This window comes from Flavobacterium arabinosi, from assembly GCF_048158725.1.
In the GTDB taxonomy this organism is placed as follows: Bacteria; Bacteroidota; Bacteroidia; order Flavobacteriales; family Flavobacteriaceae; genus Flavobacterium; species Flavobacterium arabinosi.
The window spans coordinates 242,556-256,653 of sequence record NZ_JBLNKX010000004.1; the positions used below are offsets into that span (position 1 = coordinate 242,556).

Consider the following 14,098-nt stretch of genomic DNA (forward strand, 5'->3'; position numbering starts at 1 on the left):
TCCAAAAAATAATTCCGAAAATCCCAATTTAGAAATAGATTGGGATTTCTTTTGTAAAATTTGAATGCGTTACCATATCATTCCAACAATTTTCTTTATTTTGCGCCAAAATATAAACACAAAGGAAATCGTCATGATTTAAAAACAAATCACTATAAAGAATGCCGATAACATGTTCCAAAAAAAAACAAATATTAACTTCACATGAAAAAATCTATTATTGCATTCGTTACGCTTTTACTTTTGTCATCTTGTAACGAAAAGGATTCAAAAACAAACTTGCATATTACCGGAAATATTAAAGGATTAAAAAAAGGAACTTTATATATTCAAAGAGCGGTGGACACAACTCTTGTTGCTATTGACACTATTAACATCGATGGCAGTTCCACTTTTGAAAGTGACTTAGAATTAAAATCACCTGAAATGCTTTATTTGTTTCTGGACAGAGGCGTGAGCAATTCATTAGACAACAACCTTTCGTTTTTTGCCGAACCAGGAAATATAACTATTGAAACTAGTTTAGACTCTTATCTTTCTAGCGCCAAAATTACAGGATCTAAGAATAATGATTTATTTGAAGAGTACAAAAAGATAAATTCCCGTTTTACAGATGAAAACCTTACTTTAATTGAAAAAAAATTCAATGCCATTAAAAGCAATAACTCTAAAGCCATTGACAGTTTAAACGCAAAACAAGATTCTAATATAAAACGAAAGTACTTATTTGCTACTAACTTTGCGATAAACAATAAAAACTACGAGGTAGCGCCTTATATTGCCTTATCAGAGATCTATGATATCAATATTAAATATTTAGATACGATTCAAAAATCAATGTCTCCAAAAGTAGCACAATCACTTTATGGAAAAAAATTGACTAAATATGTTGCCGATATCAAAAAGCAAAAATAAATGAGTTGTTAATTATAAGTTACCCTAAAATAGAAAAACCGTTTCGATACATCGAGACGGTTTTTCTATTTTACAACAGTGTAAATCAAGTATTCATTAACTCTTTAAAGCCATTCCCATAATTAGCATACCTGCAAACATTAAAATATATAAAGAGAAAACAACCAATGTCATAATTCCAATGTATTTGTAATGCGATTTTAAATATTCTAAAGAAGCAGCAAGTGTTGCCGAATCATTGTCTCTAAACGCTGCTTTGGCATTAGATCCAAATTTATTTAAGTAATACACCGGGAAAAAATAAAGAATCGCGATTGTTAAATACAAAACACTTATAATTATTCCCATGGAAGACCCCATAGCTCCCATTCCGGGTGCCATATTGCCAACCTTAGAAAATAATGTACCTGCAAATAACGCAGCTAAAACAACAATACCAATTCCTATATAACCAAGGATTGATAAAAATAAGCCCATTTAGCCGTCTCTTTCAAGAAATCTTTTGCAGATTCATTTAGTCTCATTTCAAAATTTTCAATAACTGAATGCTCTTCCATACTATTTATTCTTTTTAGGTTAGATTTAAAATTTAACCTAAAAATTATTACATATGAATGACGCACATTACAATTCTTATTTTTCTTCCAAAACAGAAAAACCGTCTCGATGTATCGGGACGGTTTTTTTTAACCTTGAATTAAATTTAATGTTGCCTTTTTTTTAATAAAAACAAAAAACCATCTAAGAGTATTAGATGGTTTTATTAAAGAGCCGGCGGAGGGACTCGAACCCACGACCTGCTGATTACAAATCAGCTGCTCTAGCCAACTGAGCTACGCTGGCGACTCATTACGGGTGCAAATATAAGTCTGAATTTCTATTTTCCAAAACAAATTCAAACTTTTTTTGCTTTTTTTTTGACTACAATTCGTTGATTTTAGCAATCAATTGATTAGCAGTTTGTTCCAATTCAACATTGATTTGTTTGAAGTGTGCTTTTTTATCTTCCACCTTTTTCTCGTTCACTTTTGTGATTAAAACGTCAAAAGCAGCTATAGCTTCGTCAATTAAAGCATTAGTTTCTGTTGTTGGTTTTCCTGTTGTAGAAATTTCGAACAAGTAAACTGCTTCAATAATATCTCCTAAAACGTAGTTGATGTCTTTCTTTAAATTCTTAACGTTTGCCATTTTTATTTTTTTAAAATTTGAATTTTAATTTGCGTCTGCAAAAGTACACATAATCTTTCTATTACCGACTATGAAATGTAAATTTCTAAAATTGAAGCTTTTCCATTGAGAATTAATGTATTCATTGCAGCGGGAATCAAAACAGTGTCTCCTTTTTTATATTCCGATTTTGAATTGTCAAAATCAATTTCAAATGCTCCTTCCAAACACATATAAACTGTAAACGTTTTTCCGGATTTAGAAACAGTAATTTCACCATTCAACGGAAGAAAATTAGTAGTGAAATAAGGACAATCCACAACTTCATTGGATACATTTTCGTTTTTAGTATATTCTTTTTTAGTTTCTATCGTATTATAGTTAATAGCCTCAAGAGCTAAATCTACATGTAGTTCTCTTGTATTTCCGCTATCATCTACCCTGTCAAAGTCATAAAGACGATAGGTAATATCTGATGTTTGCTGAATTTCGGCAACGACCAATCCCGCACCAATAGCATGAACCGTTCCTGCTTCCAAGAAAAAGACATCACCTGATTTTACTTTCACATCGTCAAGAATAGAAAGTAAGGTTTTATTTTTTAGATTTTCTAAATAATTGTTGGCATCTGATTTTTCTTTAAAACCCACAATTATCCGGGCATTATCATCAGCTTGCATGATGTACCACATTTCTGTTTTTCCAAAAGAATTATGCCGCTTTTTGGCCAACTCATCGTTAGGATGAACTTGTATAGACAAATCTTCACGAGCATCCAGGTATTTGAAAAGCAATGGGAATTGTTTTCCAAATCGTGCATGAACAACTGTTCCTAAAATTTCCTTTGGACATTCATTAATCAAAGTAGTCAATAATTTTCCTTTCCATTCACCGTTAGCTACTACACTCACATCACCGTCTACTGTTGATAACTCCCAGCTTTCGCCAGTTATTTTTGATGTAATCGGTTTATGAAGTACCGTTTTTAGTTTTTCACCACCCCAAATTCTTTCTTTCAGAATGGGTTCAAATTGTAATGGATAAAATTTCATTTTACTTTTTTTATGTATTGTAAATTTGCATAATCTATATCATTTCCGCAAACCAGTCTTCAGTTCACTTAAAAAAAATGGCGCCGTAAAGTGGGGATAAGATGCAAATTAAGATAAAAACACAAAACGTATCTAATACGATTTTGTTAATCTATGATACTAATCTTTTAACGGTTTCAAGCGCTATAGGTATGTGCCTGGTGGCTATCATACTATCAAAAATCAATTGAATAATTCCGTTCTTATCTGTTACATACGTTACACGTCCCGGAATTAACCCAAGCATTTGAGAGTGAACACCAAAAAGTTTTTTGATTTTTTTATCAGGGTCTGACAAAAGAAGAAAAGGCAGTTTATAGTGTTTAGTAAATTCTTGATGAGAAGCAACACTATCGCTACTCACACCTATTACCTCTGCACCTAGATCCTTAAAATCTTCATATTGATCTCTAAAACTGCATGCTTGAGCGGTACAGCCCGGTGTATTGTCTTTTGGATAAAAATAAATAACAAGGGGTTTATGTCCTACTATGCTTTGACTGTCAAAATCATTACCGTTGGTATCTGTTGCTTTAAAATTCGGGATTTTATCTCCCACTTTTAAGTCCATTATTCCCCTTTATAGGTTACAAAATTTCGAGGTGTTTCATAAAGAACCACTTCCAATTCAAATTGTGGTTTGATTCTTTTTCTGATTCTATTCCAAATTACCACTACGATATTCTCGGCTGTTGGATTTAAATCCTGAAATTCCAAAACATCAAGATTGAGATTTTTATGGTCAAACCGATCTTCAACTTCTTCTTTAATGATTTCGCTCAAGAATTTTACATCCATGACAAAACCGGTTTCGGGATCAATTGCTCCAGTTACACTAACAATCAATTCGTAGTTGTGCCCGTGATAATTAGGATTGTTGCATTTGCCAAAAACAGCCTCGTTTTGCTCGAAAGTCCATTCTTTTCTATGTAATCTATGTGCCGCATTGAAATGGGCTTTTCGTGAAATAGTAACTTTCATTAGAAAGGGTTGAATTAACGTTATACTTTATGTTCTTCCAGAAAATGATAAAACTCGTCGAATATTATTTTGAACCAAACGGTATATAATTCGGGATGAATTTCCATATCAACTTTCACATCCTCTATCTTCATCCATTTCCAGTCTTCTACTTCTTCCGTATTAATTTCGGGGTCATCATTATAATACCCTATCATAACGTGATCCAGTTCATGTTCAGTCAAACCGTTATCAAAAGGGGCTTTGTATATAAAATGGAAAAGCTCTTTGAGCTCTGTTTCAAAACCCATTTCTTCATACAATCTTCGGCTTCCGGCCTCAATATTAGACTCCCCTTCACGTTGATGACTACAACAGGTATTGGTCCACAATAAAGGGGAATGGTATTTTTGATTCGCCCGTTGTTGCAGCATGAGTTCATTTTTATCATTTAAAATAAAAACAGAAAAGGCGCGATGTAAAATGGCTTTTTCATGCGCTTCAAGCTTTGGCATCAACCCTATTTGCTCATCATTTTGGTTAACTAATATTACGTTTTCTTCTTTCATAGGTGTTTTTAGCCTTACAAAAATACAAAAAAGAAAATTATGGAAGGAAGCTTTAACGTTCTGTTTCGATTTGTTGAGGCGAAACCATTTTGGAGCAAGCCCAAATAAAATGCAATGCTAATCCTTTAAAGATTCTTTTGTATTTTTATACTCAAATCACACCTATTGTAATGCATACTATAAACATCCGAAAAGCGCATCCTAACGATTTAGAAAAACTCCTTGAATTCGAACAATGAGTTTATAGTAACATTTTTTTAAAATTATAAATCCAAAAGTGATTTTTTTACGTAAATAACAATAGTTAAAACTTACTTAAATCACTATTAATTTGTAAAGTAGGCGACATATTATAGTAAAAAACCGCTTTACATTTGTAGAACAAAAAAGAAAAATATGAAAACAACAACCCGTTTTTTAAGCGTATTATTTTTGCTTCCATTATTCATGTTTACTGCCTGCGGGCAAAATACAAACAAACAGAACAATATTAAAAAAACTACTAGTATGGAAAATCCAATCAATAAATCCGGAAATCCGTATTATTCTAATACAGATACGACAAAACTTAACCTTTCGGATGCCGAATGGAAAAAGGTATTACCTGAAGATGTTTATGAAGTAATGCGACATGCTGATACCGAAAGACCATTTACAGGGAAATATTGGAACACGGATGAAAAAGGAACGTACTATTGTGCTTCTTGTGGTAATAAATTATTTCGTTCCGGTGCAAAATTTGCCAGCAGTTGCGGTTGGCCCAGTTTTTTTGAACAAGATAACAAAAACAGTATAGTTTATAAAACTGACAATTCACTTGGAATGGAAAGAATCGAAGCCCTTTGTGGCAGATGTGGTGGTCATTTAGGACATCTTTTTGATGATGGACCTGCACCAACCGGAAAAAGATATTGCATGAATTCGATTGCCCTTGACTTTATACCTGATACCAAATAACATGAAGAATTTATTTTTAATTTGTCTTTTGATAACACTGAGTCTGTTTGGACAAAACAATACTGTTAGTCAAGCCGCAAAACAATCGAATCTCGAAACCATCACTTTAGCTGGCGGTTGTTACTGGTGTGTGGAAGCGGTTTATGAGAATCTAAATGGAGTAAAATCGGCAGTTTCAGGTTATGCCGGTGGTAAAATCGCCAACCCATCGTATGAGGATGTTTCCACCGGAAGAACAGGTTATGCCGAAGCAGTGCAAATTACCTACGATAAAAACGTAACGAATCTTGACGAAATTTTCAAAGTTTTCTTTACTGTTCACGATCCAACTACTTTAAACCGTCAAGGTGCTGATGCCGGAACACAATACCGATCTGCTATTTTCTACAAAAATGAACAACAAAAAGTAGCCGCACTAACAATTATCAATGCCTTGAAAAAAGCTAAAATATATGACAGCCCTATAGTAACAACACTGGAGCCGCTGACCAAGTTTTATAAAGCCGAAGACTACCATCAAAATTATTATGCAAATAATAAAAGTCAACCGTATTGCCAAATGGTGATTCAACCCAAAATTGAAAAATTTGAAAAGCTATTTAAGGATCGATTGAAAAAGAAAAAATAGAAATTATGCTAAAACCGTCTCGTAACGAGACGGTTTTTTTTAGCTCCCTAAAGAAACAATCTTACGGAACAACTTGATTTTCAACTCTAAATTTCATACATTTATACTGATTTTCAACCTTTTAAAAAAACACGCTATGCATAATGGACATCACTTTTGGGGAATGCATATGTTCTGGTGGGTATTTTGGGTAATCATGGCAATATGGATATTCGCAACTCCTTATGACATTCCCGGTCAGCGAACAAAAAAAGAGACTCCACTGGATATTCTAAAAAAAAGATTCGCCAAAGGAGAAATTACGAAAGAAGAATTCGATGAAAAAAAGAAAATTATTGATAAAAATTAACAAGAACTTTCACCTTCATTAAACGCGATCAAGAAATACTTCCGTTATATTTCAATTCTAAGACAAAACGGTCGACAAATATTTTCAAAAGATGAAAGCGCTCAAAAAATATTTAAAAAAACGAAAAAGTGTCATCAACCTTCTTTTGCAAAAACCACTACAATCTTACACACCAGATACTTTTCATGTACTCAGAGTAGAAATCAAAAAGCTCCATGCTTTATTTGACTTGGTTGACTTTTGCTCCAAAGAATTTAAACAAAATAAGACTTTCAACCCGTTTAAACTTATTTTTCGTCAGGCGGGAAAAATACGAGAACTTCAAGTGGAAACTTCTTTACTTGAAAAACATTTTTTTTTCAATTTACCCAAAGACTATTGCGTTGATTTAAAAAAAGAATTGGCTAAAGAATTAAAAAAATTCTTCTCCATTACAAACTGTAAATCAGGTTCAACCCTAAAAAAAAACTATCGTAAAATCATTCCCTTTCTTACCAAAATAAGCAAAAAAAAGGCGCAGCGTTATATGGATAAAAAAAGTGCTGAAATTAAAAAATTACTCCCCCAAAACACTTTAAAAAATAAACAAATGCATATGCTTCGCAAACGCTTAAAGGAATACCAGTACAATCAGAAAAGCCTGAATCTTAGCAAGCAAAACAAGCTAATTTCAGTCATGGATGTTTTACCGGAGCTACTTGGAGAATGGCACGATTACCAAGTAACGATCAACCATTTAAAAAAAATCATCGATTCCGGTCAAATAAATCCAACCGAAAACAATCAGCTTGAAAGCATAAAAGCACTATTCATTTTCAAAAGAGAATTTTTATTAAATAAAATAAATTCAGCCTTACTCAATAGTCTTTTTAGAAAAGGCTGAAATAGTCGAAGTTAGCACAATTAGCCCGTTCTGAACTTTTGATAAAGAAAAGAAAGATTTAATTGACATAGATTTTCAAAAATAGAATAGTATTATTTGTTCAAGATCGCACCAATCATCAGCGCACATTTCTCGCCGTCAATAGCCGCAGATATAATTCCGCCAGCATAACCCGCTCCTTCTCCACAAGGATACAAGCCTTTTATTTGAACGTGTTCATAGGTAAATGGATCTCTGGGAATACGCACTGGCGAGGAAGTTCTTGATTCTGGTGCGTGAAGTACCGCTTCATTGGTCAAATATCCTCGCATGGATTTCCCGAATTCAGAGAAACCTTCTCGCAATATCTGCGTTAGAAATCCGGGAAAAACCTGCCCCATTTCTACCGATGTAGTTCCGGGAACATAAGATGTTTTCGGTATTTCGGAGGAAACTTTGTTTTGGGTAAAATCAATCATGCGTTGCGCAGGAACTTTTTGGGTTTCCCCAGCCAAATGCCAGGCGCGTTGCTCGATACTTTTTTGAAATTCCATTCCGGCTAAAGCACCAAATTTGGCAAACGGTTGAAAATCTTCGAGTTTCAATTCGATTACAATTCCAGAATTGGCAGTCGCCTGATCCCTTTTGGATGGCGACCAGCCATTCGTAACCACTTCACCCGGACTTGTGGCACAAGGCGCAATCACACCGCCAGGACACATACAAAACGAATACATACCCCTGCCTCCTACTTGCTTCACAATAGAATAAGGTGCCGGAGGTAAATTTTCACCACGATAATCACAACTGTACTGAATGCTATCGATTAAGGATTGTGGATGCTCGGCTCTTACGCCCAGGGCAAAAGGTTTGGCTTCGATAAAAATTTGCTTTTTGTCCAATAATTCGAAAATATCACGGGCAGAATGTCCTGTGGCTAAAATTATTTTATTGGCCAGAATTGTATCTCCTTTTTGAGTAACGACACCTTGCACTTCATTATTTTTAACTAAAATATCGGTCAATCGGGTTTCGAATAAAACCTGTCCGCCACATTCGATGATTTTCTCCCGAATATCCTGAATAATTTGAGGTAATTTATTGGTTCCAATATGTGGATGAGCATCAATTAAAATATCTTCCGAAGCTCCGAAAGCTACAAATAATTCCAAAATCCTCGTTACATCGCCTCTTTTTTTAGAACGCGTGTATAATTTCCCGTCCGAATAGGTTCCAGCTCCTCCTTCACCAAAACAATAATTGGAATCTTCGTTCACAAGATGTTCCACATTGATGGCTTTCAAATCTCTTCTTCTGCCACGAACATCTTTTCCACGCTCAATAACTATTGGTTTCAAACCCAGTTCTATCAATTGCAATGCTGCAAAAAGTCCTGCAGGCCCTGCGCCAACAACGATTACCTCGGGAGCCGTTGCTACGTTCTTATAATCGGGAAGTTGGAATTTATGTTCTTGAAAAGATTCTCCTTTCAAATAAATCATCACTTTCAAATTAATTTTAACCGCTTTCTGACGCGCATCAATAGAACGTTTTAAAATGGAAACATGCTCGATTTCTTTGGTGGAAACCTTAATTTGTTTCGCCAAATAGTCTTTGAGCAACAATTCATTTGCAGCTATTTCCGGCAGTACTTGTAATAGGAGTTCTTGAGGCATTTTATCTTATTTAATCGTTGCTTTGTTGAATCGTTTATTCGAAAAACAAAAACAAAGCACAAAAATAGTATTTTGAAGTGGAATTAGTTATTGAATCTAGAATGCTTTTTTAAATTAGACTTTGTAACTTTGGCACTTTGAATCTTTGTACCTCATAAAAAAATGTCTAGAAAAATAAAACTGATTTGGGATTTCCGCGGGCCTGCTTCCGCAAAAACGGCAGAACATCACGAAATTCATTTGAAAGAATATATTACAATTGAAAAACTTGACTTAAATATCACCGGTTTCGAAATTCATGGCGAAATGCAAGCTATTGCCTTTATGGTAGTCACGGATGAAAACATGATTCAGGTAAGAGATGCTTTGAAACCGCATCGAGGAGAAATTTTTTAGTTTGCAGTACTCAGTCACAGTATTCAGTTCTCTACTGTGACTTTAAACTTCCTAATTCGCTACTTCGCTGATAAATTTAATTCGCATCAAACGCAATTCATCAATATCATAATCACCCTCAAATTCTTTGAGTGCTTCTTCTATATTATCGGAAAGGGATTCCATAAAATAATCATGAATTTCCTCCTGTTGATCATCATCAAGCATATCATCGATCCAATATTTTATATTTAACTTGGTTCCTGAATAGACAATTTGTTCCATTTCTTTAATCAAATCGTCCATCTTTAACCCTTTTGCAGAAGCAATATCATCAAGAGATAATTTTCTGTCGATATTTTGAATGATATATAGTTTATTTACCGAATTGACTCCAGTAGATTTCACCACTAAATCCTCCGGACGAATGATATCATTATCTTCTACATATCGGCTAATTAACTCTAGGAATTCCTTTCCGTATTTCTTGGCTTTTCCTTCTCCAACGCCATGAATATTAATCAGTTCTTCTTGGGAAACCGGATATTTCAAAGCCATGTCTTCGAGTGATGGATCTTGGAAAACCACAAATGGAGGAACGCCTAATTTCTTGGCTACTTTTTTACGTAAATCGCGTAACATACCCATCAATACTTCATCGGCAGTTCCTGTAGATTTTGCTGCCGTCACTATTGCTTCATCCTCAGATTCATTGTACTCATGATCTTCAGACATCATAAAGGATTCACGGTTTTTAATAAAATCCAATCCTTTCTTGGTAATTTTCACTATTCCATAGGTTTCAATGTCTTTCGACAAAAGCCCGGCAACGAGAACTTGTCGCAATAAAGCCATCCAATATTTTTCATCATGATCCGAACCGCACCCAAAAAAAGACTGCGTATCGGTTCTATGTGCTTTGATTACTGCATTGACACGACCAATTAACGTAAAAACAACTTCTTTAGATTTGTATAAATGTTTCGTATCACGAACCACTTCCAGCAATTTTACCACTTGATCAATGGCTTCAACTTTTGTTTTTGGGTTTCTAACATTATCATCCATATCAGCGCCTTCACCATTGACATCATCAAATTCTTCTCCGAAATAATGAAGTAGAAATCTCCTTCTGGACATCGAAGTTTCAGCATAAGCTACTACTTCTTGTAATAAGGCAAAACCAATTTCCTGCTCGGCAACAGGTTTACCTGACATAAATTTTTCTAATTTCTCAACATCTTTATAAGAATAATAGGCAAGACAATGTCCTTCACCACCGTCACGACCTGCGCGACCAGTTTCCTGATAATAACTTTCCAATGATTTAGGAATATCGTGGTGAATTACAAAACGAACATCCGGTTTGTCAATTCCCATTCCAAAAGCGATAGTTGCCACCACTACATCAACATCCTCCATAAGAAACATATCCTGGTGTTTAGCTCGGGTTTTAGCATCTAATCCTGCATGATAAGGAACGGCACTTATTCCGTTTACCTGTAAAACTTCGGCAACAGCCTCCACTTTTTTACGGCTTAAACAATAAATTATTCCAGATTTGCCTTTATGTTGTTTGATAAAACGGATAATATCCGATTCAACATTTTTAGTTTTGGTACGTACTTCGTAATATAAATTGGGCCTGTTAAATGATGCTTTAAAAGTAGTAGCATCAGTCATATCTAAATTTTTCAGAATATCTTCCTGAACTTTTGGCGTGGCCGTAGCGGTCAAGCCAATAATAGGCACATCACCTAATTGCTTAATGATGTGTTTTAGATTTCTGTATTCTGGTCTAAAATCATGCCCCCACTCAGAGATGCAATGGGCTTCATCGATAGCCACAAAGGAAATAGGCACCGTTTGGAGAAAAGTCACATACTCTTCTTTGGTCAAGGATTCTGGGGCAACATATAATAATTTGGTTAAACCGGAAGTAATATCCTTTTTAACTTGGGTAATTTCGGTTTTGGTAAGTGAAGAGTTTAAAACATGGGCAACACCATTTTCAGAAGACAAACTACGAATGGCATCAACTTGATTTTTCATCAAAGCGATTAAAGGTGAAACTACGATAGCAGTTCCCTCCTGAATCAAAGCAGGCAATTGGTAACAGAGTGACTTCCCTCCTCCTGTAGGCATAATCACAAATGTGTTTTCCTTATTAAGGAGACTTTTAATCACTTGTTCTTGTAATCCTTTAAATTGGCTGAAGCCAAAATATTTTTTTAATTCTTTGTGGATATCAATTTCGTTTGAATTCATTCTTGATTATGTGGTATTTTGTATAAATTTGCATCAATAAAGATACAAAATTCTTTTTAACACACAAATTTTAACCATTCTGTTTTGATAAGTAAAGAAAATATATTGGCTAGCGCCAAAAAAACTATTTTATCTGAAAGTAAAGCAATTGCCAAACTAACTGAATTTCTTGATGAAAACTTCATTGAAGCCACACAAAATATCTATAATTCCAAAGGAAGATTAGTCGTGACAGGTATTGGAAAAAGTGCCATTATTGCTCAAAAAATGGTAGCCACCTTTAATTCTACCGGAACTCCTTCGCTGTTTCTTCATGCTTCAGAAGCGATTCATGGGGATTTAGGAATGGTGCAAAATGATGATATAATTATTTGTATTTCGAAAAGTGGCAACAGCCCCGAAATAAAGGTTTTGGTACCGCTTTTAAAACGTTTTGGAAATACTTTAATTGCAATTACAGGAAATATGACTTCTTTTCTTGCTAAGGGTTCCGATTTTATTTTGAACACTACAGTAGAAGCAGAGGCTTGTCCTAACAATCTTGCTCCTACCAATAGTACTACCGCGCAATTAGTAATGGGCGATGCCATTGCTGTTTGTCTTATGGAAATGCGTGATTTCAAACCAGAAGATTTTGCAGTATACCATCCAGGCGGTGCTTTAGGCAAAAAATTATTACTCCGCGTTAAGGACATGCTGGAACATACTTTGAAACCCGCGGTTGCTCCGGATGCATCGATAAAAAAAGTTATTTTCGAAATTTCAGAGAAGCGTCTCGGCGTAACTGCCGTTGTAGATCAGGATAAAATTGTCGGAATTATTACCGATGGTGACATTAGAAGAATGCTAAATGAGAGGGATTCTTTCTCAGATTTGACCGCAAAAGATATTATGACTAAAAATCCAAAACTAATACCCTCTACAGCAATGGTTGTAGAGGCACTGAATATACTGGAAGACTTCTCCATCACACAATTAGTTGTGGTTGACAATGGCGAATACAAAGGCGTTTTACACTTACATGATATTTTAAAAGAGGGAATAGTATAATGGCGAAGAAAAACTTAAACGAAATGTCGTTTTTAGATCATCTTGAAGAATTAAGATGGTTATTGGTTCGAAGTACTATTGCAATATTAATTCTTGCTACCGTTACTTTTTTCATCAGTGATTATATTTTTGATGTAATTATTTTTGGACCAACAGATGCAAATTTTATCACGTACCGCTTTTTTTGTGATTTATCCCATGCTTTAGGTTTTGCGGATAGTATTTGCGTAACCGAAATGCCTTTTATAATCCAGAACACGGATATGGAAGGACAGGTAAATGTATTGGTCTGGACGTGTATATTAGCGGGATTTATTCTTGGCTTCCCTTATATTTTATGGGAAATATGGAAGTTCATCAGTCCTGCATTGTATGAGAAAGAAAAAAAGCACGCAAAACTTTTCATTTTTGTCTCGTCTTTGTTATTCTTTTTGGGTGTTCTATTTGGCTATTTTGTAGTGGTACCCATGTCGGTTAACTTTTTCGCCACTTTCAAAGTAAGTGCGATCGTAAAAAACCAATTCAGTATTGATTCCTATATTGGCATGGTAAAAACAAGTGTTATTGCCAGCGGATTGTTTTTTGAACTACCAATAATTATCTACTTCCTGACCAAACTAGGGTTAGTAACACCTGAATTTTTAAGAAAATATTGGAAATATGCTGTAATAATAATACTTATCGTTGCCGCAATTGTTACACCTCCTGATGTGGTGAGCCAAACAATTGTTGCTATACCGATGCTATTAATATATGAAGCAAGTATCTTAATTTCAAAAATCGTAGTACGAAATCAAAAAAAAGTAAATGGCTGATATCATTCAAGAATTCAACGACTACCGTTCTAAAATGAACGAAAAATTATTGGCAGACAACAATAAAATTGTAAAGCGTATTTTCAATTTAGATACGAATGCTTATGCAGCAGGAGCTTTGGATATAAAAACAAAAGAGTTGCTTGGACTAGTGGCTTCGGCAGTTTTGCGCTGTGATGATTGCGTTAAATACCATTTGGAAACCAGCTTCAAAGAAGGGGTTACCAAAGAAGAAATGATGGAAGCTATGGGAATCGCTACACTTGTTGGCGGAACTATAGTCGTACCTCATTTGCGCAGAGCCTATGAATTCTGGGAAGCACTGGAAGAAACCGCTGTGAAATAATTGTTAAGAAGCAAAATCGTTTAATTGTTTATTCGTTTATTTGAACGATTAAACAGTTAAACAATCAAAC

General features: G+C 34.8%; 17 protein-coding genes and 1 tRNA gene. 9 read left to right on the forward strand and 9 right to left on the reverse strand.

All coding sequences use genetic code 11. The features are described from left to right. Positions 1-204: 204 nt before the first annotated feature. The gene (locus ACM55K_RS10265) at positions 205-915 is read left to right on the forward strand and encodes a DUF4369 domain-containing protein (protein ID WP_416850137.1); all 711 of its coding nucleotides are present in this window, start codon (positions 205-207) and stop codon (positions 913-915) included. Positions 916-1,011: 96 nt separating this feature from the next. On the opposite strand, the gene ACM55K_RS10270 is transcribed toward ACM55K_RS10265, so the two are convergent. The 7 genes from ACM55K_RS10270 to idi all read right to left on the reverse strand — a co-directional run bounded on the left by ACM55K_RS10270 (position 1,012) and on the right by idi (position 4,702). Beyond that, entirely contained in the window at positions 1,012-1,392 is a 381-nt protein-coding gene (locus tag ACM55K_RS10270; RefSeq protein ID WP_416850138.1) for a hypothetical protein, read from the reverse strand. Between the two features lie 292 nt (positions 1,393-1,684). Then, positions 1,685-1,758: transfer RNA gene (locus tag ACM55K_RS10275), tRNA-Thr, on the reverse strand. A gap of 78 nt (positions 1,759-1,836) precedes the next feature. Further along, positions 1,837-2,103 (reverse strand): hypothetical protein, encoded by a 267-nt coding sequence (locus tag ACM55K_RS10280; protein WP_416843010.1) that lies wholly within the window; start codon positions 2,101-2,103, stop codon positions 1,837-1,839. A 68-nt stretch (positions 2,104-2,171) separates the two neighbouring features. Continuing rightward, the gene (locus ACM55K_RS10285) at positions 2,172-3,134 is read right to left on the reverse strand and encodes a type I phosphomannose isomerase catalytic subunit (RefSeq protein WP_416850139.1); all 963 of its coding nucleotides are present in this window, start codon (positions 3,132-3,134) and stop codon (positions 2,172-2,174) included. A gap of 151 nt (positions 3,135-3,285) precedes the next feature. Beyond that, positions 3,286-3,744: a peroxiredoxin gene (locus ACM55K_RS10290; RefSeq protein WP_416850140.1), complete on the reverse strand. Its 459-nt coding sequence runs from the start codon at positions 3,742-3,744 to the stop codon at positions 3,286-3,288. After that, entirely contained in the window at positions 3,744-4,154 is a 411-nt protein-coding gene (locus ACM55K_RS10295) for a 6-pyruvoyl trahydropterin synthase family protein (protein ID WP_416850141.1), read from the reverse strand. The genes ACM55K_RS10290 and ACM55K_RS10295 overlap by 1 nt, the downstream gene beginning before the upstream one ends. A 20-nt stretch (positions 4,155-4,174) precedes the next feature. Then, positions 4,175-4,702: an isopentenyl-diphosphate Delta-isomerase gene (idi, locus tag ACM55K_RS10300; protein ID WP_416850142.1), complete on the reverse strand. Its 528-nt coding sequence runs from the start codon at positions 4,700-4,702 to the stop codon at positions 4,175-4,177. 396 nt (positions 4,703-5,098) lie between these two features. On the opposite strand from idi, the gene msrB reads away from it, so the two are divergent. The 4 genes from msrB (at position 5,099) to ACM55K_RS10320 (ending at position 7,519) form a co-directional block, all read left to right on the forward strand. Then, positions 5,099-5,659, forward strand: coding sequence for a peptide-methionine (R)-S-oxide reductase MsrB (gene msrB, locus ACM55K_RS10305; RefSeq protein WP_416850143.1), 561 nt, complete (start codon positions 5,099-5,101; stop codon positions 5,657-5,659). 1 nt (position 5,660) lies between these two features. Next, positions 5,661-6,287: a peptide-methionine (S)-S-oxide reductase MsrA gene (gene msrA, locus ACM55K_RS10310; RefSeq protein WP_416850144.1), complete on the forward strand. Its 627-nt coding sequence runs from the start codon at positions 5,661-5,663 to the stop codon at positions 6,285-6,287. Positions 6,288-6,423: 136 nt separating this feature from the next. Then, entirely contained in the window at positions 6,424-6,636 is a 213-nt protein-coding gene (locus ACM55K_RS10315) for an SHOCT domain-containing protein (protein WP_416850145.1), read from the forward strand. Between the two features lie 91 nt (positions 6,637-6,727). After that, the gene (locus tag ACM55K_RS10320) at positions 6,728-7,519 is read left to right on the forward strand and encodes a CHAD domain-containing protein (RefSeq protein WP_416850146.1); all 792 of its coding nucleotides are present in this window, start codon (positions 6,728-6,730) and stop codon (positions 7,517-7,519) included. 92 nt (positions 7,520-7,611) lie between these two features. On the opposite strand, the gene ACM55K_RS10325 is transcribed toward ACM55K_RS10320, so the two are convergent. Continuing rightward, complete coding sequence (locus ACM55K_RS10325) at positions 7,612-9,174, reverse strand: NAD(P)/FAD-dependent oxidoreductase (protein WP_416850147.1); 1,563 nt, start codon at positions 9,172-9,174, stop codon at positions 7,612-7,614. A gap of 162 nt (positions 9,175-9,336) precedes the next feature. On the opposite strand from ACM55K_RS10325, the gene ACM55K_RS10330 reads away from it, so the two are divergent. After that, the gene (locus ACM55K_RS10330; RefSeq protein WP_416850148.1) at positions 9,337-9,570 is read left to right on the forward strand and encodes a hypothetical protein; all 234 of its coding nucleotides are present in this window, start codon (positions 9,337-9,339) and stop codon (positions 9,568-9,570) included. 51 nt (positions 9,571-9,621) lie between these two features. Here the strand turns inward: ACM55K_RS10330 and recQ are convergent, their stop codons facing one another. Next, on the reverse strand, positions 9,622-11,817 hold the full coding sequence (gene recQ / locus ACM55K_RS10335; protein ID WP_416850149.1) for a DNA helicase RecQ: 2,196 nt from the start codon (positions 11,815-11,817) through the stop codon (positions 9,622-9,624). A gap of 84 nt (positions 11,818-11,901) precedes the next feature. On the opposite strand from recQ, the gene ACM55K_RS10340 reads away from it, so the two are divergent. Genes ACM55K_RS10340 through ACM55K_RS10350 form a run of 3 tightly spaced genes read left to right on the forward strand, consistent with a single transcriptional unit; the run spans position 11,902 to position 14,028 of the window. Continuing rightward, positions 11,902-12,867: a KpsF/GutQ family sugar-phosphate isomerase gene (locus tag ACM55K_RS10340; protein ID WP_416850150.1), complete on the forward strand. Its 966-nt coding sequence runs from the start codon at positions 11,902-11,904 to the stop codon at positions 12,865-12,867. Further along, positions 12,867-13,682 (forward strand): twin-arginine translocase subunit TatC, encoded by an 816-nt coding sequence (gene tatC, locus ACM55K_RS10345; RefSeq protein ID WP_416850151.1) that lies wholly within the window; start codon positions 12,867-12,869, stop codon positions 13,680-13,682. Before ACM55K_RS10340 ends, tatC begins: the two co-directional genes overlap by 1 nt. Then, a complete protein-coding gene (locus tag ACM55K_RS10350; RefSeq protein ID WP_416850152.1) occupies positions 13,675-14,028 on the forward strand; it encodes a carboxymuconolactone decarboxylase family protein in 354 nt (117 codons plus the stop codon). Before tatC ends, ACM55K_RS10350 begins: the two co-directional genes overlap by 8 nt. Positions 14,029-14,098: the final 70 nt, after the last annotated feature.